Source organism: Kribbella sp. NPDC051586 (assembly GCF_044453965.1).
Classification (GTDB): domain Bacteria; phylum Actinomycetota; class Actinomycetes; order Propionibacteriales; family Kribbellaceae; genus Kribbella.
Genome location: NZ_JBITDF010000002.1, coordinates 1 through 18,942, shown reverse-complemented (window position 1 = coordinate 18,942; position 18,942 = coordinate 1). Strand labels below are relative to the sequence as shown.

The 18,942-nt window shown below is 68.6% G+C and carries 17 protein-coding genes and 1 riboswitch; of the genes, 11 read left to right on the top strand and 6 right to left on the bottom strand.

The window, feature by feature from the left end; genetic code table 11:
* Positions 1–117: 117 nt before the first annotated feature.
* From ACIA58_RS10490 to ACIA58_RS10480, 3 genes are read right to left on the bottom strand one after another with little or no spacing between them, the layout of a single operon-like run.
* Entirely contained in the window at positions 118–804 is a 687-nt protein-coding gene (locus ACIA58_RS10490; protein ID WP_396403357.1) for a phosphoadenylyl-sulfate reductase, read from the bottom strand.
* A complete protein-coding gene (locus ACIA58_RS10485) occupies positions 801–950 on the bottom strand; it encodes a hypothetical protein (RefSeq protein WP_166665480.1) in 150 nt (49 codons plus the stop codon). The genes ACIA58_RS10490 and ACIA58_RS10485 overlap by 4 nt, the downstream gene beginning before the upstream one ends.
* Positions 947–2,638: a nitrite/sulfite reductase gene (locus ACIA58_RS10480; protein ID WP_396403356.1), complete on the bottom strand. Its 1,692-nt coding sequence runs from the start codon at positions 2,636–2,638 to the stop codon at positions 947–949. Before ACIA58_RS10480 ends, ACIA58_RS10485 begins: the two co-directional genes overlap by 4 nt.
* Positions 2,639–3,050: 412 nt before the next feature.
* Here ACIA58_RS10480 and ACIA58_RS10475 point away from each other — a divergent pair, with 412 nt between their 5' ends.
* From ACIA58_RS10475 to ACIA58_RS10450, 6 genes are all read left to right on the top strand, one after another.
* The gene (locus ACIA58_RS10475) at positions 3,051–3,617 is read left to right on the top strand and encodes an ArsR/SmtB family transcription factor (protein ID WP_396403355.1); all 567 of its coding nucleotides are present in this window, start codon (positions 3,051–3,053) and stop codon (positions 3,615–3,617) included.
* Positions 3,614–4,813 (top strand): MFS transporter, encoded by a 1,200-nt coding sequence (locus ACIA58_RS10470; protein ID WP_396403354.1) that lies wholly within the window; start codon positions 3,614–3,616, stop codon positions 4,811–4,813. The genes ACIA58_RS10475 and ACIA58_RS10470 overlap by 4 nt, the downstream gene beginning before the upstream one ends.
* Positions 4,814–4,957: 144 nt before the next feature.
* Positions 4,958–6,682, top strand: coding sequence for a glycoside hydrolase family 9 protein (locus tag ACIA58_RS10465; protein WP_396403353.1), 1,725 nt, complete (start codon positions 4,958–4,960; stop codon positions 6,680–6,682).
* A 59-nt stretch (positions 6,683–6,741) separates the two neighbouring features.
* On the top strand, positions 6,742–7,065 hold the full coding sequence (locus tag ACIA58_RS10460) for an ArsR/SmtB family transcription factor (protein WP_396403352.1): 324 nt from the start codon (positions 6,742–6,744) through the stop codon (positions 7,063–7,065).
* Complete coding sequence (locus ACIA58_RS10455; RefSeq protein ID WP_396403351.1) at positions 7,065–7,943, top strand: PhzF family phenazine biosynthesis protein; 879 nt, start codon at positions 7,065–7,067, stop codon at positions 7,941–7,943. The genes ACIA58_RS10460 and ACIA58_RS10455 overlap by 1 nt, the downstream gene beginning before the upstream one ends.
* Before the next feature lie 107 nt (positions 7,944–8,050).
* Positions 8,051–9,022: an ornithine cyclodeaminase family protein gene (locus tag ACIA58_RS10450; protein ID WP_396403350.1), complete on the top strand. Its 972-nt coding sequence runs from the start codon at positions 8,051–8,053 to the stop codon at positions 9,020–9,022.
* A gap of 132 nt (positions 9,023–9,154) precedes the next feature.
* On the opposite strand, the gene ACIA58_RS10445 is transcribed toward ACIA58_RS10450, so the two are convergent.
* Complete coding sequence (locus ACIA58_RS10445) at positions 9,155–9,625, bottom strand: GbsR/MarR family transcriptional regulator (protein WP_396403349.1); 471 nt, start codon at positions 9,623–9,625, stop codon at positions 9,155–9,157.
* Positions 9,626–9,687: 62 nt separating this feature from the next.
* Here ACIA58_RS10445 and ACIA58_RS10440 point away from each other — a divergent pair, with 62 nt between their 5' ends.
* Positions 9,688–11,232, top strand: coding sequence for a DHA2 family efflux MFS transporter permease subunit (locus tag ACIA58_RS10440; protein ID WP_396403348.1), 1,545 nt, complete (start codon positions 9,688–9,690; stop codon positions 11,230–11,232).
* Here the strand turns inward: ACIA58_RS10440 and ACIA58_RS10435 are convergent, their stop codons facing one another.
* Positions 11,233–12,681 carry a glycine hydroxymethyltransferase gene (locus ACIA58_RS10435; RefSeq protein ID WP_396403347.1) on the bottom strand — a complete coding sequence of 483 codons (1,449 nt, stop codon included), beginning with the start codon at positions 12,679–12,681 and terminating at the stop codon, positions 11,233–11,235.
* Positions 12,682–12,709: 28 nt separating this feature from the next.
* A riboswitch (ZMP/ZTP riboswitch) is annotated at positions 12,710–12,791 on the bottom strand.
* A complete protein-coding gene (locus ACIA58_RS10430; protein ID WP_396403346.1) occupies positions 12,789–14,405 on the bottom strand; it encodes an acyl-CoA dehydrogenase family protein in 1,617 nt (538 codons plus the stop codon). It overlaps the preceding riboswitch by 3 nt.
* An 18-nt stretch (positions 14,406–14,423) precedes the next feature.
* Between ACIA58_RS10430 and ACIA58_RS10425 the strand changes: the two genes are divergently transcribed.
* The 4 genes from ACIA58_RS10425 to ACIA58_RS10410 all read left to right on the top strand — a co-directional run bounded on the left by ACIA58_RS10425 (position 14,424) and on the right by ACIA58_RS10410 (position 18,664).
* Complete coding sequence (locus tag ACIA58_RS10425) at positions 14,424–15,659, top strand: YihY/virulence factor BrkB family protein (RefSeq protein WP_396403345.1); 1,236 nt, start codon at positions 14,424–14,426, stop codon at positions 15,657–15,659.
* Positions 15,660–15,807: 148 nt separating this feature from the next.
* Positions 15,808–16,875, top strand: coding sequence for a ribosome small subunit-dependent GTPase A (rsgA, locus tag ACIA58_RS10420; protein WP_396403344.1), 1,068 nt, complete (start codon positions 15,808–15,810; stop codon positions 16,873–16,875).
* 46 nt (positions 16,876–16,921) lie between these two features.
* Entirely contained in the window at positions 16,922–17,665 is a 744-nt protein-coding gene (locus ACIA58_RS10415) for an SDR family NAD(P)-dependent oxidoreductase (protein WP_396403343.1), read from the top strand.
* A 174-nt stretch (positions 17,666–17,839) separates the two neighbouring features.
* The gene (locus tag ACIA58_RS10410) at positions 17,840–18,664 is read left to right on the top strand and encodes a DMT family transporter (RefSeq protein ID WP_396403342.1); all 825 of its coding nucleotides are present in this window, start codon (positions 17,840–17,842) and stop codon (positions 18,662–18,664) included.
* Positions 18,665–18,942 lie beyond the last annotated feature (278 nt).

The window sequence follows — 18,942 nt, the reverse complement described above, 5'->3', positions numbered from 1 at the left end:
GGGCCTCCCGGTCTGGACTGAGGAGCGGAGGGAGCGAAACGACCGGAGCGAGGAGGGAAGACCGGGAGGTCGAGCCCCGTGACCCCGCCGGCGCCGAAGGCCCGGCCAAAAGTACCGTCATGTGTGCAGCCCGCATTCGACCTTGCCGGTGCCCGCCCAGCGGCCGCTGCGCGGGTCCTCGCCCGGAGCGACGCGTTGCGTGCACGGCTCGCAGCCGATCGACGGGTAGCCGTCGTACTGCAGGAGGTTGACCAGTACGCCGTTGTCCTGGATGTAGGTGTCCAGGTCGTCCTGCGTCCACGGGGCGATCGGGTTGAGCTTCACCATGTCGCGCTTCTCGTCGTACTCGACGACGGGGGTGTTGGCGCGGGTCGGCGCCTCCTCGCGGCGGATGCCGGTGACCCAGGCCTTGTAGCCGGACAGGTACCGGTTCAGCGGCTCGACCTTGCGGAGGGCGCAGCACTTGTTCGGGTCGCGATCGTGCAGCTTCTCGCCGTACTCCGCGTCCTGCTCGGCGACCGTCTGCTTGGGAAGCGCGTTGATCAGGTGGATCGGCAGCATCGCCGCTACCGCGTCCCGCGTCCCGATCGTCTCGGCGAAGTGGTAGCCGGTGTCCAGGAACAGTACGTCGACCCCGGGCGCCGCCTGCGCCGCGAGGTGGGGGAGCGCGCCGTCGGCCATCGAGGCGGTCACCACCAGGTCGTCGCCGAAGGTCTCCCGCGCCCACGCGAGCACCTCGACCGCCGACGCGTCGGCGAGCCGTTCGTTCGCCTCCTCGGCGATCGTCTTCAGATCCGTACTCATTCCACCGTCACCCGCAACCCGATCATCTTCAGCTGGAACACCCGTGCACACGGCCGGCACTCCCACGCGCCATGACCTTCCTCGGAGGGCCTGAGGTCCTCGTCCCCGCAGTACGGGCAGTAGAGAGGTGCCGCACGCTCACTCACTGAAGTGCCTCCTCATCGGCTCGGGTGACCCACTGCGCGAAGCGCTCGCCCTCGTTGCGCTCCTTGAGGTAGTTCTGGGTGACGCGCTCGACGTAGTCGGTCAGGTCGTCCGCCGTGACCTTGTGACCGCGGAGCTTCCGGCCGAAGCCGGCGTCCAGGCCGAGGCCGCCGCCGAGGTGCACCTGGTAGCCGGGCACCTGGTTGCCGTCGGCACCCATCACCAGCTGGCCCTTGAGGCCGATGTCCGCGGTCTGGATCCGGGCGCAGGAGTTCGGGCAGCCGTTCAGGTTCACGGTGATCGGTACGTCGAGCTCGGGGATCCGCTCCTCGAGCTCCTCGATCAGCCGCGCGGCCTTGGCCTTGGTCTCGACGATCGCCAGCTTGCAGAACTCGATCCCGGTGCACGCCATCGTGTTGCGCCGCCAGCCCGACGGGTTCGCCTGGTACCCGAGCGCGTCGAGTTCGGCGACCAGCGAGTCGACCTGCGACTCCTCGACGTCCAGCACGAGCAGCTTCTGCTGCGGCGTCGTCCGGATCCGGTTCGAGCCGTGCCGCGCGACCACGTCGGCGACCTTCGCGAGCGACGTACCGGAGACGCGGCCGACGATCGGCGCGATGCCGACGAAGTACTTGCCGTCGTTCTGCTTGTGCACGCCGACGTGGTCACCCTGGACCGCGGGGACCTCGGGCGCCGGGCCGTCGATCAGCTTCCGGTTGAGGTACTTGGTCTCGAGCACCTCGCGGAACTTCTCCACGCCCCAGTCCGCGACCAGGAACTTCAGCCGGGCCCGGTTCCGCAGCCGGCGGTAGCCGTAGTCGCGGAAGATGCTGGTCACGCCCCACCACGCCTCGGCGACCTCTTCACGGGGGATCCAGGTGCCGAGCCGCTGCGCGAGCATCGGGTTCGTCGACAGGCCGCCGCCGACCCACAGGTCGAAGCCGGGGCCGTGTTCGGGGTGCACGACACCGACGAACGCGATGTCGTTCACCTCCGGTACGACGTCGTGCGACGGGTGACCGGTCAGCGCCGTCTTGAACTTCCGCGGCAGGTTGGAGAACTCGTCCGACCCGATGTACTTGTCGACGATCTCGTTGATCGCCGGGGTCGGGTCGATGATCTCGTCGGCCGCGATCCCGGCCACCGGGCTGGCGATCACCACGCGGGGGACGTCACCGCACGCCTCGGTGGTGTAGAGCCCGACCGCCTCGAGCCGCTGCCAGATCGCCGGCACGTCCTCGATCGCGATCCAGTGCAGCTGGATGTTCTGCCGGTCGGTGATGTCGGCGGTGTCGCGCGCGTACTTCGACGACACCTCGGCGATCACCCGGAGCTGCTCGGTGGTCAGCTGGCCGCCCTCGACCCGGACCCGCATCATGAAGTAGCGGTCGTCCAGCTCCTCCGGCTCGAGCGTCGCGGTCTTGCCGCCGTCGATGCCGGGCTTGCGCTGGGTGTACAGCCCCCACCAGCGGAACCGGCCGCGCAGGTCGGCGGGGTCGATGGAGTCGAATCCGCCGTGCGCGTAGACGTTCTCGATCCGGGCCCGGACGTTCAGGCCGTCGTCGTTCTTCTTGTTCTCCTCGTTCTTGTTGAGCGGCTCGCGGTAGCCGAGGGCCCACTGGCCTTCGCCCTTGCCCTTGCGCGGGCGGGCGGGTTTGCGGGCAGCCGGAGAGGTGACGCCAGCAGTCATCGGGGGCGTGTCCTTGTCCTAGTGACAGGTGCTCACCGAGGTGCGGCAGGATCGAAGCGTCGTCGGTTCGATGCGTTCCGCGCGGTGCGCACCCAGCGGTGATCGGGAGGGATCAGGGGCCGTCGTTGGCCCGGGCATGGGTCGCTGTCAGAACATCGAAGGACAACAGATGGCGCTGCGCATCCGCCCGAGGTCGACATGAATGCGACCTACGAGGTGGGTGGATCGGGCAGCGAGCATGTCCATAAGCGTCAGCGCGAACCGCCGACAAATCAACTCCCATTCCTACATCGTGAGACTCGATCTCACGATATGACTATGTCTACCAGCGTGCTGGAGATTGACTGGAGCGCTCGATCTGTTCCACAAGAACTCTTGTGCAAGACTTCTTGTGGAAGCTACGGTACGGCCCATGGCACCCGCGAACCGGCGTTCGGCGACGTCCTCGATGATCGCCGCGATCCATCACCCACTGCGCCGCCGGCTGATCGATCTGCTCGGCGTCGAAGGCCCCGCCACCGCCTCGCAACTGGCCGAGCGGACCGGCGAGCTGGTCGGCAACGTCAGCCACCACCTGAAGGTGCTGGCGGCCGCCGAGGTGATCGAGGAGGCCCCCGAGCTGGCGAAGAACCGGCGCGAGCGCTGGTGGCGCAGTGCCCACCAGTCGTACAGCTGGTCGGTCGCCGACGCCGGCGGAGAGCCTGCCGGCGAGCTCATTGCAACCGTGTCCGAGGAGAGGAACGTCACACATCACCTCGACAAGGTCCGGCAGTGGTTCACGCAGCGCTCGGAGTACGGCGAGGAGTGGAACCGGGCCGCCTTCGCGACCGACAGCTGGCTGCGGCTGACCCCGGAGCGGCTGACCGAGCTCAGCGATCGCATCGGCGACCTGATCCAGGAGTACTACGAGAATCCGTCGACCGAGCCGTCCGCGACGCCGATCTACGTCTTCGCACACGGCGTGCCGGCCCGGCCATGAGCGAGTCGACCGCCGTCCTGCCACCGTTGCGCCGGGACCGGCGCGTGCAGGCCTGGATCCTGTCCGGCGCTGTCTCGGAGGCCGGAGACGTCGCGTGGTACGTCGGTCTGGCCTGGAGCGCGGCACAGGTCGCATCGCCCGCCGCGGCCGGTCTGGTGATGGGGATCGGTGCGCTTCCGCGGGCGCTGTTCCTGCTGTTCGGCGGCGCGCTCGCGGATCGCCTGGACGGCCGGCGCACGATGATCGTCGCCAACCTCGGGCGGATCGCCGTACTCGTCGTCGCGGCGTTCGTCGTTGCCGCGGGCGAGGTCACCCTCCCGTTGCTGCTGACCGTCGCGATTGTCTTCGGGGCGGTCGACGCGCTCTACAACCCGGCGGCGGGCACGCTCCCGCGGCGCATGGTGCGGTCCGACGACCTGGTCTCGCTGGCGGCCGGACGGCAGCTGGCGAACCGCCTGGCCGTGTTCGTCGGCGCGCCGTTGGGCGGTCTGCTCGTCGCGCACGGCGGGCTGCTGACCGTGATGGTTGTGGATGCCATCTCGTTCGGAGTCATCGCGCTGGTGCTCGCGTTCGTGGTCCGGCCCCGGTTCCCGCAGCCGCCGGCGAGCGGGCACTCGATCCGGCGGGATCTGGCGGCCGGGTTCGGGTACCTGCGCCGGGACGAGGTGGCGCGGACGCTGGTGATCGCGTTCTTCGGTCTGAATCTGTGCGTCGGTCCGGTGCTGGCGGTCGGCCTGGTGCAGCGGGTGCATCTCGACGGGTGGGGTCCGGCGGCGCTCGGCTGGTTCCAGGCGTGCTCGGGGATCTGTGCCGCGATGGGCGCTCTGCTGGCGATGCGCTGGAAGCCACGGAATCCGGCGCGGGCCGGTCTGCTGCTACTGATCATCCAGGCGGCCGGCTGCGTGATGATCGGCTCGGTCCCGCGGTTGGCCGTCTTCGTCGCGATGGGCCTGATCGGCGCCACCGCGGGCCTTGCGTCCGCCCTGCTGTCCGGTGCGTTCCAGCAGACGATCGATCCCGCCTTCCTCGGCCGGACCTCGAGCATCGTCAGCCTCTCCGACGAGGGCCTGATGCCGCTCGCGATGACCGGCTTCGGCGCATTGATCTCGCTGACCAGTGTCCCCGCGGCCTGCGCGTTGCTCGGCGCGGCCTTCGCCGCGCTGATGGTGTGGTCGGCGTCGCGGTTGCGCACCTGAAACCTGTACTCCGGCGTCCGCGTGCGCTACCGTCCCGATCAGCAATAGGAAACTTTCCTAACGATTGGTCGGAGGGAGACCGTCGTGAGGTCCTGGTGTCGGTTCGGAGCCCTGGTGGTGGCAGCTGGTTTGGTGGTGGGACCGGTGACTACGGCAGCGGCCGCACCGGATGGAGCGGTGCGGGTCAATCAGCTCGGGTACAGCGCGTTCGGCAGCAAGGCGGCGTACGTGCTGAGTCGCTCGGTCGCGACTCGTTTCCAGGTCGTGGACCGGTACGGGCGCCGCGTGCTGAGCGGCCCGGTCGGCAAGGATGTGGGGGAGTGGAACGCGGCGTACCCGCACGTCTATCAGCTGGATCTGTCCGCGCTGAAGGTGCCGGGTCACTACCGGGTCGAGGTGCCGGGCGTCGCGTCCGCCGGGTTCGACGTGCGCGCGTCGTCGGACCGGTTGCTGACGAGCGCCAAGGACAAGGCCGTGGGTTTCTTCACGGCCCAGCGGGACAATGCCCACCGCAACGACGCGAAGGCGCTCGTCTACAAGATCCCCGAGTTCGTGGATCCGGACAGCGACCAGACGGTCGGGGAGCTGCAACGCATCGGCGGTCCGGTCGACGTGACCGGCGGTTGGTACGACGCCGGCGACTACCTGAAGTTCACCCACATCGCGGCGTACTCGGAATCGTTGCTCTGGGCATCGGTCCGGGAGAAGCCGGACCGGGCCGTGCTCGCCGAGGCGCGGCACGGGCTGGACTGGCTGGACAAGATGTGGGACCAGAAGACGCGGACGCTCTACATCCAGGTCGGTGTCGGGGCGGGCAACGACACCGAGACGTACGTCGGCGACCACGACATCTGGCGGCTGCCGGGCGTCGACGACCACCTGACGGATCCGTCGGAGCGGTTCCTGCGGAACCGGCCGGTGTTCCGCGCCGCGGCGCCGGGCAAGCCGATCAGCCCCAACCTCGCCGGGCGCACGGCCGCGGCGTTCGCACTCGCCGCACAGGTCGAGCCGAACCGTGCGGATGCGCGCCGGCACCTCGAGACGGCCGCACAGATCTTCGCGCAGGCCAAGACGACGAACGTCGGCCAGCTGGTGACGTCGTTGCCGTTCGCGTTCTATCCCGAGACCGCGTGGCGCGACGACCTTGAGCTGGGGGCGACCGAGCTGGCGTTGGCTGCCAAGCGGCTGGGCGATCCGCGGGCCGGGGCCTGGTTGAAGCAGGCCGGGTACTGGGCTTCGCAGTACCTCGCGCACGAGGCCGGCGGGGACACGCTGAACCTGTACGACGTAAGCGCGCTGGCGCATGCGGATCTGATCCGGGCGGCGCGCACGGATCGGCCGTTGGTTCGCGAGTTGGCCGGCGATCTGCGGGCGCAGTTGGAGATCGGGGCAGCGCGCTCGGCGGCGGATCCGTTCCGCGCCGGGGCGCAGTACGCCGAGTTCGACGCCGTACCGCACACCTTCGGGCTCGCCGCGACGGCACGGCTGTATGCGCGCGCCACAGGCGATCGCAGCTACAACGCCTTCGGTCAGCACCAACTGGACTGGGCCTTCGGAGCGAACGCCTGGGGCGTCTCGTTCGTGATCGGCGTAGGACAGACCTTCGAGCGATGCCCGCACCACCAGATAGCCAACATCACCGGTCGTCAACTCACCGGCGCGGTCGTCAACGGCCCGAACTCCGCCGACCTGTTCACCGACGGCCTCGACGACTACCTGGACGGGATGACGCACTGTCCGGCGGATGCGTCCGACCCGTATGCGCAGTACACGGGCCACGAGTCGCGGTACGTGGACGACGTACGGTCCTGGCAGACCGCCGAACCGGCCGACGACTTCGCGGCGATCGCGGTCTACGCGCTGACATAACCTCACGCGGGGCAGATGCTGCTTGACAGGTCTGGCCCCGCCGCCTACATTTCGCATTTATGCGAACTAGCGAAGATCGGTCGGAGACGGTACGGGCGTTGAAGGCCCTTGCCAGTCCGATCCGGTTGCAGGTGCTGACGTGGCTGAAGGATCCGAAGGCGAACTTTCCCGCCCAGGTCGACGGTGACTTCGTCGAGGACGGCGTGTGCGCCGATTTCCTGCGGGACAAGCTCGACCTCGCGGCGTCGACCACGTCGCGGCACCTGAGCGTCCTCACTGATGCCGGCTTCCTGGTGGCGACCCGCAAGAAGGGGTGGACTTTCTACCGGCGTAACGAGTCCAGGATCGACGGGTTCGTCGAGGACCTGCGGGACGGGCTGTAATGATGCTGGACTACACCCATGTGGATGTCTTCGCCACTGCGCCGTACCAGGGCAACAGCCTGCCGGTGTTCCTCGGCTCCGATACCTTGACCACCCAGCAGATGTTGCAGGTGACACAGGAATTGCGGCACTTCGAGGCCATCTTTCTGCAACCGACGCCGGATGAGCAGACGTGGCGTGCCCGAGTGTTCGACTTGTCCACCGAGCTGCCCTTCGCCGGCCACCCGTTGCTCGGTGCAGCCGCGGTCCTGCACCGCGCTGCCACCGAGGCGGCATCCCTCGACACCAGCCCGCGGACCTGGCACATCGAGCTTCCCAGCAGGACAGTCCATCTCACCACCCGGCGAACCGGGCACGGCTGGCACGCGGTGCTCGACCAGGGGAGACCACAGTTCCTCGGTACTGTCGCCGACACGGTCGCAGTGGCGCGTGCCTTCGGCCTCGACAATGGCGACCTCCACCCGAGCCTGCCGGTGCAAGTGGTGAGCACCGGCCTGCGGTATCTGATCGTGCCGGTGCGTCCCGACATGCTCGGCAGAGCCCACATCGCCCACGACATCACCCCGCTCGTGCGCGCCGCCGGTGCGGAGTTCGCGGTCTTGTTCGACGAGGACCGGCTGGAGATCCGGCACTGGAACAACGACGGTGTCCTCGAGGACATCGCCACCGGCAGCGCGGCCGGCACCATCGGCGCGTACCGGCAGCGACATGGCCTGGGCGCCGCCGGCCAGGAGTTCGACCTGCACCAAGGACGTTTCACCGGACGTCCCAGCATCCTGACGGTACGAGCGCAGGGTGCCGCGGACGACGTCGAGGCGGTGCTGGTCGGCGGCCAGGTCGCCTTCGTCGGCTCGGGACGCCTGCACGTGCCAGCGTGACCAGCGGGAGTGCTGCGGTCGCGCGTTCTCGGTGGCACCGCGCCAGTTCGACGCGACACACCCGCAACGACCAGCCACACACCGAATTTGCGGAAGGTAGACAATCAATGAATGCCGCCACCGTGGTGACCGCGGCGCAGTTACGCGCCGCCGTGCAGTTCCCCGACCTGATCGAGCCGGTCGCACAAGCGTTCCAGGCCTCCAGCGCCGGCCACGCCGACAGTGGGCTCATCGTCATGTTCCCCGCCGAGCAACCCGAGGCCGGCGATGTCTACGTGAAGAGCGGCACTCTGCGGGGATACCCGATCTACATCATCAAGATATCGCCGTGGTTCGCCGTCAACATCGCCGAGCAACGCCCCCAAGGCGGCTTCATCGCGGTGTTCGACAGCCGCACCGGGCATACCCTGGCCCTGCTCGAGGACGAGCACTACCTCTCCGACATCCGTACCGCCGCGGCCGGCGCCGTCGTCGCCAGGTCCCTGGCGCCCGACCAGGTGGACACGGTCCTGGTCGTCGGCTCAGGCGTCCAGGCCTACTGGCAGCCACTGGCGCTGCATCGCGAACGGCCCTACCGGAGGCTGCTGATCTGGGCGCGTGATCGCGACAAAGCCGCCGCTTTGGAGGCCCGGCTCGCCCCGGCGCTGCCCGACGTCGACATCGAAGTGGTCCACGACCTCGAGCCCGCCGTCGGCCGCGCTGATGTCATCCTCACCACCACCCAGGCACGCGAACCGCTCATCCACGGCGACTGGCTGCACCCCGGGCAACACATCACCGCCATCGGCGCCGACGACGCCACCAAATGCGAACTCGACGCCACCGTCTTGCGTCGCTCCCGCGTCTACGTCGACGCCCGCGACACCGCCCGCGACACCGGCGACGTGCATCGTGCCATCCGCACCGGCCAGTACGCCCTCGACGACCTCGCCGGGGAACTCGGGCACGTCCTGGCCGGGACAACACCCGCACGTACCAGCGCCGACGACGTCACCGTCGCGACCCTTTCGGGCCTCGGAGTGCAGGACCTGGCAGCCGCCGAAGTAGCCCTCCGCAAACTCGACGTCCTACCTGCGTGACGCACCCCGGTCCCCGTCCTTGAGCACCGGCCAACCATCGCCGACCGCGTTTCACGGTTGGCGGGTGCTCAAAGTCGGCCTTGGGGGTGCTTACCGGTCGACGCTCGGGGCGTGTGCTGACGAGGCGTCGGCTTATCCCGGGTGGTTCGTGCGCCAGTTCTTGATCATTTGTTCCATGTCGGTGTGGATGAAGGCGAAGAAGTCCGCGGCCTCGGTCAGCCGGCGGGCGACGGGGGAGTCGGGGCCGAAGAGGGCGGCGCCGGAGCGGCTGGTCGACTCCCACTCGCTCAACGCGAGGTTGCGGCGCTCGAGGATCGCCGCGAAGACGTCCTCGCGGATCCGGTAGTGGTCCTTGCGTGAACCCGGCAGCCGCTCGCGGGAGATGAACGACACCTGCAGCAACTGGCGAACGGCGCCCGACACCGCCGGCTGACTGATCTTCAGCGACTCGGCCAGCTCCGCGGCCGTCATCGTGCCGGTCGGGCTGACCAGCATCGCGCCCATCACCCGCGCCGACATCGTCGGTACGCCGCTGTTCGCCAGCACGCCGGCGAACCGCTCGACGAACTGGCTCACCGCTTCCCGACTCGGTTCCTCCGCCACAGTTGAAGCTTACAGTAATTTGATCTATCGCAAGTATCACAAAGTTCTGATAATTTGAATCCATGACCACTACCACCGGCATCGCAGGGCCGACGCTCACCGGCGCCCGCCGCTTCGGTGTACTCATCGCACTTTGTCTCGCCGTCCTCGTGCTCGGCCTGGACACGACCGTGCTCAACGTCGCGCTGCCGACGCTCGCGAAGGACCTGGACGCCTCGACCAGCCAGTTGCAGTGGATGGCGAACAGCTACAACCTCGTCCTCGCCGCCCTGCTGCTCCCGGCGGGCCTCCTCGGCGACCGGTACGGGCGGCGCAGGATCATCGCGATCGCGCTCACGCTGTTCGGCCTCGCGTCGCTGGCGTGTGCGCTGTCGGACTCGGCCGGCGCGCTGATCACCGCCCGCGCGTTCCTCGGGATCGGTGCGGCGATGATCGTGCCGGTCGCGCTGTCGCTGATCACCGTGCTGTTCCGCACCGACGAGGAGCGGAAGAAGGCGATCGGGTTCTTCGTCGTTGCCAACAGCATCGGCATGCCGCTCGGCCCGATCGTCGGCGGCCTGCTCCTCGACCACGCCGGCTGGCAGTGGATCTTCCTGATGAACGTCCCGATCGCGTTCGTCGCCGCGCTCGCGGTCACCTTGCTCGTCCCGGAGACGCGCAGTTCGAACCGGCCGGCGATCGACTGGCTCGGCATCGTGCTGTCCAGCGCGGGTCTCTCCGCCCTCGTATACGGCGTGACGAAGGCGGGGGAGGCGTCCTGGACCGACGGTGTCACGATCGTGTTCCTCGGGCTGGCCGTCGTACTGATCGCCGGGTTCCTGGTCTGGCAGCGGCGCAACTCCGAGCCGTTGATCGAGCTGCGGCTGTTCAGCGAGCGGGTCTTCACCGGCGGCGCCGTACTGCTGACGGTGTCGGTGTTCGCCATCTTCGGGCTGCTGTTCACGATGCCGCAGTACTTCCAAGGCATCAACGGATCGGATGCGTTGCACACCGGGCTCAAGTTGCTGCCGTTCATCGGCGGGATGACGCTCGGCGCGAAGCTGGCCGAGCCGGTGGAGGCCCGGATCGGGACCCGGCTGGTGGTGATGACTGGGTTCGTGGTGATGGCGGTCGGGTTCGCGCTCGGCGCCTTCACCGAGCTCGGCACCGGGTACGGGTACACGGCGACCTGGTTCGTGGTGGTCGGGTTCGGGCTGGGCTGCTCGATGCCGCAGGCAATGAACGCGGCGCTCGGCGTACTCGATCCGGAGCGGGCCGGGACCGGATCCGGTCTGCTGCAGGCGTTCCGTCAGGTCGGCGGGACGGTGGGTGTCGCCGTACTCGGGACCGTGCTCAACTCGGTCTACCGGCACAACGTCGACACGACCGGCCTGCCCACGCAGCTTGCGGGCGCGGTCGAGAAGAGCCTGGGCGGTGGACTGGCAGTCGCGGGCAAGGCGGGCGCGCCGGACCTGTTGAACACCGTCCGGGACGCGTTCATGACGAGCCTGAACACCACGATGTGGGTCTCGGCCGGCATCGCGGCGGCGGGGGCGATCCTCGCGGCCGTCCTGATGCCTAAAAGAAGGCTGCCCGCTCCCAGGATGCTGGAAGCGGGCAGCCGGTGATCAGCTGAGCTCGAGGCCCGGGTACAGCGGGTGCTTGTCGAGGATCTCGGCCGAGGCCGCGCGGGTCTTGTCCGCGACACCGTCGGCCAGCACGTACTTCGCCTTCGACGGGGCGCCCGCGGACGTGGTCGTCGGGGTGGTCGCGGACAGCACGTCCACGATCAGCTCGGCGACCCGGTCGAACTCGTCGGCGCCGAACCCGCGCGTGGTGAGCGCCGGCGTACCGATCCGGACGCCGGAGGTGTACCAGGCGCCGTTCGGGTCGCGGGGTACGGCGTTCCGGTTGGTGACGATGCCCGCGTCGAGCAGCGCCGACTCGGCCTGCCGGCCGGTGATGCCGTACGACGACACGTCGAGCAGGACGAGGTGGTTCTCGGTGCCGTCCGTCACGAGCTTCACGCCGCGCTTCATCAGGCCCTCGGCCAGCACGACCGCGTTGTCCGCGACCGCCTGCGCGTACTCCTGGAACGACGGCTGACGCGCCTCGGCCAGCGCGACCGCCTTGGCGGCCATCGTCTGGCTGAGCGGACCGCCCAGCACCATCGGGCAGCCGCGGTCGACGGACTCGGCGTACTCCGGCTGGCAGAGCACCATGCCGCCACGTGGACCACGCAGCGACTTGTGCGTCGTGGTGGTGGTGACGTGCGCGTGCGGGACCGGGTCGAAGTCGCCGGTGAAGACCTTGCCCGCGACCAGGCCGGCGAAGTGCGCCATGTCGACCATCAGCGTCGCGCCGACCTCGTCGGCGATCTCGCGCATCGTGGCGAAGTTCACCTTGCGCGGGTACGCCGAGTAGCCGGCGATCAGGATCAGCGGCTTGAACTCACGGGCCTTGCGGGCGACCTCGTCGTAGTCGAGCAGCCCGGTCTCCGGGTCGGTCCCGTACGAGTGCTGGTTGAACATCTTGCCGGAGATGTTCGGCCGGAAACCGTGCGTCAGGTGACCGCCGGCGTCCAGCGACATGCCGAGCATCTTCTGGTCGCCGAGCGCCTTGCGGAGCTTGGTCCAGTCGTCCTCGGACAGGTCGTTGACGTGCTTGGCGCCCGCCTCGGCCAGCGCCGGGGACTCGATCCGCTGGGCCAGGATCGCCCAGAAGGCGACCAGGTTCGCGTCGATGCCGGAGTGCGGCTGGACGTAGGCGTGCGGAGCGCCGAACAGGGCCGTGGCGTGGTCGGCCGCGGTCTGCTCGACGGTGTCGATGTTCTGGCAGCCGGCGTAGAAGCGGTGCCCGATAGTGCCCTCGGCGTACTTGTCCGAGAGCCAGTTGCCCATCGTCAGCAAGGTGGCGGGGGAGGCGTAGTTCTCGCTCGCGATCAGCTTGAGCGAGGACCGCTGGTCGGCCAGCTCGGACCTGATCGCGCCGGCGATGGTCGGTTCGACCGCGGCGATCACCTGCAGCGCGTTGTTGTACGCGGCCGACGCGGCGGCGGCGTCGAAGGGTTGAGTCATCGTTGTCTCTCCTGCGGTTGCAGTGGGTCGAGGGCACCCAGGCGCACGGTGCCGACGGTTTTCGCTCCCCGGTGGTTCTCCACCTCAGCGCGCCAGTCGCGACGGCGTCAGCCTATCGTGCGTTCGACGATCCGATCGAACGGTGTCGTCCGCGGCAGCGTCCCGAAGACGCCACCCCAGTCCTTCGCCAACCGCGAGGCCACGAACGCGTCCGCCACCTCGGGCGTCGACTGCCGGATCAGCAACGATGCCTGCAGGCATTGGGCCATCAGCGCGGCCAGCCTTCGTGCGCCGGCTTCGGCGTTCTCGGCGTCAGCAAGCGCTTGCAGTACGTCGTTCACGGCGGCGTCGAGCCGTCCGTCCGCGCCTTGAACAGCGGCCATCTCCGTCAGCCAGGCGTCGAGCGACTCCGGCCGCCGCAGCGCCCGCAGTACGTCGAGCGCGTTGACGTTCCCCGACCCTTCCCAGATCGAGTTCAACGGCGACTCCCGGTAGAGCAACGGCAGCCCGGACTCCTCGACGTACCCGTTCCCGCCAAGACACTCCAACGCCTCCGCGACCATGAACGGCGTCCGCTTACAAACCCAGAACTTCGCCAACGGCAGCGCAATCCGCCGGAACGCCGCCTGCTTGGGGTCGGTGGAGTCGACCGCGGCCGCGAGGCGCATCGCGAGGGCTGTGGCCGCTTCGCTCTCGATCGCCAGGTCGGCCAGCACATTCTGCATCGCCGGTTTGTCTGCCAGCTGCCCACCGAAGGCTGAGCGGTGCCGGGTGTGCCAGATGGCTTCGACCAGCGCCCGGCGTTGGAGGGCGGCCGAGCCGAGCACGCAGTCCAGCCGGGTGGCGGCGACCATCTCGATGATCGTGCGGACGCCGGCGCCCTCGTCGCCCAGCCGGTACCCGATCGTGCCGTGGAACTCGACCTCCGACGACGCGTTCGACCGGTTGCCGAGCTTGTCCTTCAGCCGCTGCAGCGCGAACGGGTTCCGGTTGCCGTCGGCAAGCACCCGCGGTACGACGAAGCAGCTCAACCCGTCCGCCGCCTGCGCCAGTACCAGGAACACATCCACCTGCGGCGCCGAGCAGAACCACTTGTGCCCGTTCAGCTGGTATTCGCCGTCGCCGACCGGCGTCGCGGTGGTCAGGTTCGCCCGTACGTCGGAGCCGCCCTGCTTCTCGGTCATCCCCATCCCGGCGAGCACGCCGCTCTTCGCGCCGACGGGCAACCGCCGTACGTCGTACTCCGTCGACGCGAGCCCGGGCACCCACTCCTTCGCGAGCCGCTCGTCCGCGCGCAGCGCCGGCACCGCGGCGTACGTCATCGAGATCGGGCAACCGTGCCCGGGCTCGACCTGGGACCACAGGTAGAACCCCGCCGCCCTGGTCAGATGCGGCGACGGTCGGTCGCTCGTCCACGGCGCGGCCTGCAGCCCGAAACCGACCGCCTGCTGCATCAGCCAGTGCCACGACGGGTGGAACTCGACCTCGTCGATCCGGTTGCCGTAGCGGTCGTGCGTGCGCAGGACCGGCGGGTTCTGGTTCGCCGGGAGGGCATGCGCGCGCGCCTCCTCGGACCCCGCCAGCTCGCCGATCCGAACTAGCCCCGGGTCGTCGGCGAGGTCGGCGTACGGACGCAGAGCGTCACCGAGCGCCGCATCCCGGGTGAAGAAGTTCACGCCCCGCAGTGGGGGAGCCTGATTCGTTACCGCGAATGGGTCCGCCATGTCAGTACGGTAAGCGGTATGGCACGCATCGGGGCAGGACCCACTGGTGGGAGCTCCCTCTCATTGGCATGGGTTCGCCGGATCCCCGCGACGACCTGGAGTCTGCTCACGCAGACCATCGGGGTGTGTCTGCGCTACCGCGTCACCGGGCTGGCGGCCGAGGGTGCGTTCTACGCCATCCTCTCGCTGCCGCCGCTGATCTTCGGACTCGCCGGGTCGCTCGGTTACATCGCGAGCAAGTGGTTCGAGGTCGAGACCATCAACGACGTCAAGCAGCAGATCGTCGATCTGGCCGCGCGGGCCTTGACCGATGACTCCATCAGGAACGTGATCGAGCCGACCCTGGACCAGGTGCTGAACGGCGGCCGGCCGGACGTCATCTCGATCGGTTTCGTCCTGGCGCTGTGGTCCGGCAGCCGTGCGCTGAACGTGTTCGTCGACACCATCACGATCATGTACGGGATGGGCGGCAAGCGCGGCATCGTCCGGACCCGCGCGCTGTCCTTCAGCCTGTACTGCGCGGCCCTCATCATCGGTGTGATCGTCCTGCCGCTGGTGCTGGCCGGACCGGACGCGGTCGACGCGCTGCTCCCGCACAACCTCGACTTCCTGAACCAGCTGTACTGGCCGGTCGTCACCATCCTGTCCGCGGGCTTCTTGAACACCCTGTACCACCTGTCCGTGCCGATCCGGACGCCGTGGGTCTCCGACCTGCCCGGGTCGTTCCTGGCCCTGTCGATCTGGATCCTGGGCAGCTTCGTACTGCGGTGGATCCTGCAGAGCACAGTCGGCGGAACGTCGATCTACGGTCCCCTGGCCGCCCCCATCGCCGTACTGATGTGGCTTTACATGACAGCTATCGCAGTGCTGATAGGCGCCGCGCTGAACGCTGTCGTGGACCGGCTGTGGCCACACAAGCAGCATGTCGCCGAGGTGAAGTCGGCGGAGGCTGCGGCCGAAGAAGAAGAGGTCGAGCCGGTGATGAAGGCCGAGTCGGAGCACCACCACGAGCACGAGGGCTCGTTGACGCCGGTGGAGTCCAACGAGCGTCCGGAGGCCGAGGTGGCGCGCAAGGTGGAGGAGCTCGCGGAGCGGCCGCTCAAGAAAGCTGCTCCCGCCGCACCTGCAGCCGAGAAGCCGCCTGCCGAGTCTGCTGAGCCCGCTGCGGCCGTTGAGCCTGCTGAGCCTGCGGAGCGCAAGCCTGCGTCGGTCGGAAAATCCGGTGCGCAGGGTGACACCGACGACCTAGTCTGACCACATCAGACGGTCCCTGGCTCGGGACCGACCGGACCGGAGGGAGGCAGCTGCCATGAGCTACTACCAGGCCGAACGGCCTGCTGCCTCCGACACCGTCCGTCCGCTGAGCTGAGCTCGCGGCCGGACCCTCTGAAAGGTTCGCCGCATGTCAGCCACACTCCAGGCCCTGGGACTCGACGGTTCCACGGCTGAGTTCCTGCAGTCCGTCCCGGACGAGCTGGTCCCGGGACGCGTCGCCCGGGTCGACAAGGGCCTGGCGACTGTTTTCACCGAGGACGGACCGGTCCGCGCCAGCTGGTCGGGCGCACTCCTCACCGCCATCGCCTCCGACCCACAGGCCGGCCCATGTACAGGGGACTGGGTCGTACTGCGGTACTGGCCGGACGACCGCATCACCATCGAGTCGGTGCTGCCTCGCCGTACGGCGATCGTCCGGGCGGAGGCCGGCGGGTCGTCACGCGGGCAGATGCTCGCGTCGAACGTCGATGTGATCGCCATCGTCGGCGGACTGGTCCCCGAGCCGAACATCGTGCGGATCGAGCGCTTCATGGCGCTGGCGTGGGAGAGCGGCGCGCGGCCGGTCGTCGTACTCACGAAATCCGACCTGGTCGGTGACGCCGACTCGGTGGCCGAGGACGTGGCGCTGGCCGCGCCCGGTGCCGACGTACTGGTGTGCAGTGCGACAACTGGTGCGGGTCTGGACGACGTACGGGAGTTGCTGGACGGGAACGCCACGCTGGCGCTGCTGGGGTCCAGTGGTGCGGGCAAGTCGTCACTGGTGAACGCACTGGCCGGTGTGGAGCTGCTGGACGTGCAGGACATCCGTGAGGACGGCAAGGGGCGCCATACGTCGGTGCGCCGCGAGCTGATCGTGCTGCCGACCGGTGGGGTCGTCATCGACACGCCTGGGCTGCGGGGGATCGGTCTGCAGGAGTCGGGCGAGGGGCTGGCGGCGGCGTTCCCGGACATCACGGCGCTGGCGGAGCAGTGCAAGTTCAAGGACTGCTCGCATGTGATGGAGCCCGACTGCGCAGTACGGGCGGCGCTGGACGACGGATCGTTGCCGTACCGGCGCTACGACAGCTGGGTGAAGCTGCAGCGCGAGGCGGCGTACATGGCACGCCGTGCGGACGTCCGGCTCCGGAATGAGATGAAGAAGGAGTGGATCCGCGCCAGCAAGTCGTACCGTCGCGACCACAAGCCTCGCCCCTGACGGCCCTTCCGCCAGCTGCCGGCTCAGCAGTGAAAAGATCGTCTGCATGAACCGATCAGTGCTGGTGACTGGGGCATCGCGGGGGATCGGAGCGGCGACGGCGCGTGCGTTCGCCGCCGCGGGGGACCGGGTCGCGGTGCATTACGGCGCCTCGTCGGAGGCGGCTGCCCAGGTGCTGAAGGAGCTGCCTGGCACTGGGCATGTGGCGGTGCAGGCCGATCTGGCAGATCCGGCGGCGATCGAGTCGATGGTCGAGGACGCTGCGCGAGCCCTGGGCAGTATCGACGTACTCGTGAACAACGCCGGCCTCTACGTGCCGCACCGGATCCGCGAGACGACGTACGCCGAGTGGCAGCAGGCATGGACCGAGACGCTCGCGGTGAATCTCGTCGGGCCGTCCAACGTCACCTGGTGCGCGGTCCGGCACATGGGCCGCGGCGGACGCGTCGTCAACGTCTCGTCCCGCGGCGCCTTCCGCGGCGAGCCGAACCAGCCCGCGTACGGCGCCTCGAAGGCCGCCATCGTCTCGTTCACCCAGTCGCTCGCACGGGCGCTTGGCCCTGAAGGCATTGCCGTCACCGCCATCGCCCCCGGCTGGACGGTCACCGACATGGCCGCCGTCAACCTCTCCGGCGAAGGCTACGACCGCCGCCGCCTCGAGAGCCCCCTGGAACGAGTGGCCGACCCCGCCGAGGTGGCCGCCGCAATCCTCTACCTAGCCTCACCGGAGGCCGAGTTCGCCACCGGCACCGTCCTGGACTTCAACGGCGGCTCCCACCTCCGCATGTAAACCAGTCGCTCAGGGGCCCACGGCTGACTAGGGTCCACCTCGTGCATCGCATCATCACTCCGCCGGCCGCCGCTTAGCGGACGGCGTCCTCCCGCTCAGGTCACTCCGACCTGAGCTTCTTCGGCCTGTTCGCAGACGCCTCGATCATTCGTTGCGAACACCCCGGAGCACCTGATGCACTCCCGTCTCTCAACCAGACGCGCCCTGATCCTCATGTCCGTAGCCGCCGTGGCCTGGGGCACCGGCGGCCCAACCGGCGCCCTCCTCGGGCACACCGGCCTCACACCCACCGCCACCTCCTTCTGGCGCTTGGCTGCAGCCGCGCTCTGGTTAGCACTGGCCCGCCGCCTCACCCGCAGAGGCCCCGCCCGCCCCCACTTCACCGCAACCCCACTCCGCCACGTACTAAGCGGTGCGGGCCTCGCTCTCTGCCAACTCGGCTACTTCGCCGCCATCCCCCGAGTAGGCGTAGGCCTAGCCACAGTCGTAGCCCTAGGCGCAGCGCCCATCCTCATCACCCTCGCCACCCGAGAACGCCTAACCCCAGCAGTCTTCGCCGCAATCGCCGGCCTGGCTCTCCTAACCACCACCACCGGCACCGCGAACCTCACCGGCATAGCCGCCGCCCTCCTCTCAGCAGCCGGCTACTCAGCAACCACAGTCCTCAGCCGCAACACCCCCGACCCCCTCACAACCGCGTACCTAGGCTTCGCAATAGGAGCCGCATTCCTACTTCCGTTCGCCGCCCTACCCACTACCCCCACCGCCTGGCTCCTGATCGCCTACTTCGGCCTGGTCCCCACAGCCCTCGCCTACACGCTCTTCTACAAGGCCCTAACAACCCTCAAGGCCTCAACAGCAGCCCTCATAGCCCTACTAGAGCCGGTAGTCGCCACAGCCCTAGGCGCACTCCTCTTCCAAGAGCACCTAACGCCCATCACCCTCATAGGCGCAGCCGTACTACTAGCCGCAGTAGCAACCCACACATCCCACGACTAACAGACCCAACCCAGCCGTCGAGCTGACCGGCCATCCAGCCGGTCAGCCAACCACCGATCCCAACCCAAGCCAGTCACCCGATCGCTCACCCCAACCCAAGCCGGTCACCCGATCGCGCATCCCAACCCAAGAAGCCGAGCGAAGCGAAGGCGCAAGGGGGTGCGGGTGGCGGAGCCCCCGCTTGCGGCAAGCGAAGCGCAGCCGCACAAATGACGAAGGCGAGCCGGCCGACGCTTTCCGTCGGCACAGCTCGCCTATCGGCTTCGTGGACGATACTG

Excerpts from the sequence above, each read along its gene's own strand:
- ACIA58_RS10410 (WP_396403342.1), top strand. The coding sequence starts at position 17,840 with ATGCACTCCCGTCTCTCAACCAGACGCGCCCTGATCCTCATGTCCGTA.
- ACIA58_RS10455 (WP_396403351.1), top strand. The coding sequence starts at position 7,065 with ATGATGCTGGACTACACCCATGTGGATGTCTTCGCCACTGCGCCGTAC.
- ACIA58_RS10475 (WP_396403355.1), top strand. The coding sequence starts at position 3,051 with ATGGCACCCGCGAACCGGCGTTCGGCGACGTCCTCGATGATCGCCGCG.
- ACIA58_RS10440 (WP_396403348.1), top strand. The coding sequence starts at position 9,688 with ATGACCACTACCACCGGCATCGCAGGGCCGACGCTCACCGGCGCCCGC.
- ACIA58_RS10425 (WP_396403345.1), top strand. The coding sequence starts at position 14,424 with ATGGCACGCATCGGGGCAGGACCCACTGGTGGGAGCTCCCTCTCATTG.
- ACIA58_RS10450 (WP_396403350.1), top strand. The coding sequence starts at position 8,051 with ATGAATGCCGCCACCGTGGTGACCGCGGCGCAGTTACGCGCCGCCGTG.
- ACIA58_RS10480 (WP_396403356.1), bottom strand. The coding sequence starts at position 2,638 with ATGACTGCTGGCGTCACCTCTCCGGCTGCCCGCAAACCCGCCCGCCCG.
- ACIA58_RS10430 (WP_396403346.1), bottom strand. The coding sequence starts at position 14,405 with ATGGCGGACCCATTCGCGGTAACGAATCAGGCTCCCCCACTGCGGGGC.
- ACIA58_RS10460 (WP_396403352.1), top strand. The coding sequence starts at position 6,742 with ATGCGAACTAGCGAAGATCGGTCGGAGACGGTACGGGCGTTGAAGGCC.
- ACIA58_RS10470 (WP_396403354.1), top strand. The coding sequence starts at position 3,614 with ATGAGCGAGTCGACCGCCGTCCTGCCACCGTTGCGCCGGGACCGGCGC.
- ACIA58_RS10490 (WP_396403357.1), bottom strand. The coding sequence starts at position 804 with ATGAGTACGGATCTGAAGACGATCGCCGAGGAGGCGAACGAACGGCTC.
- rsgA (WP_396403344.1), top strand. The coding sequence starts at position 15,808 with ATGTCAGCCACACTCCAGGCCCTGGGACTCGACGGTTCCACGGCTGAG.
- ACIA58_RS10435 (WP_396403347.1), bottom strand. The coding sequence starts at position 12,681 with ATGACTCAACCCTTCGACGCCGCCGCCGCGTCGGCCGCGTACAACAAC.
- ACIA58_RS10415 (WP_396403343.1), top strand. The coding sequence starts at position 16,922 with ATGAACCGATCAGTGCTGGTGACTGGGGCATCGCGGGGGATCGGAGCG.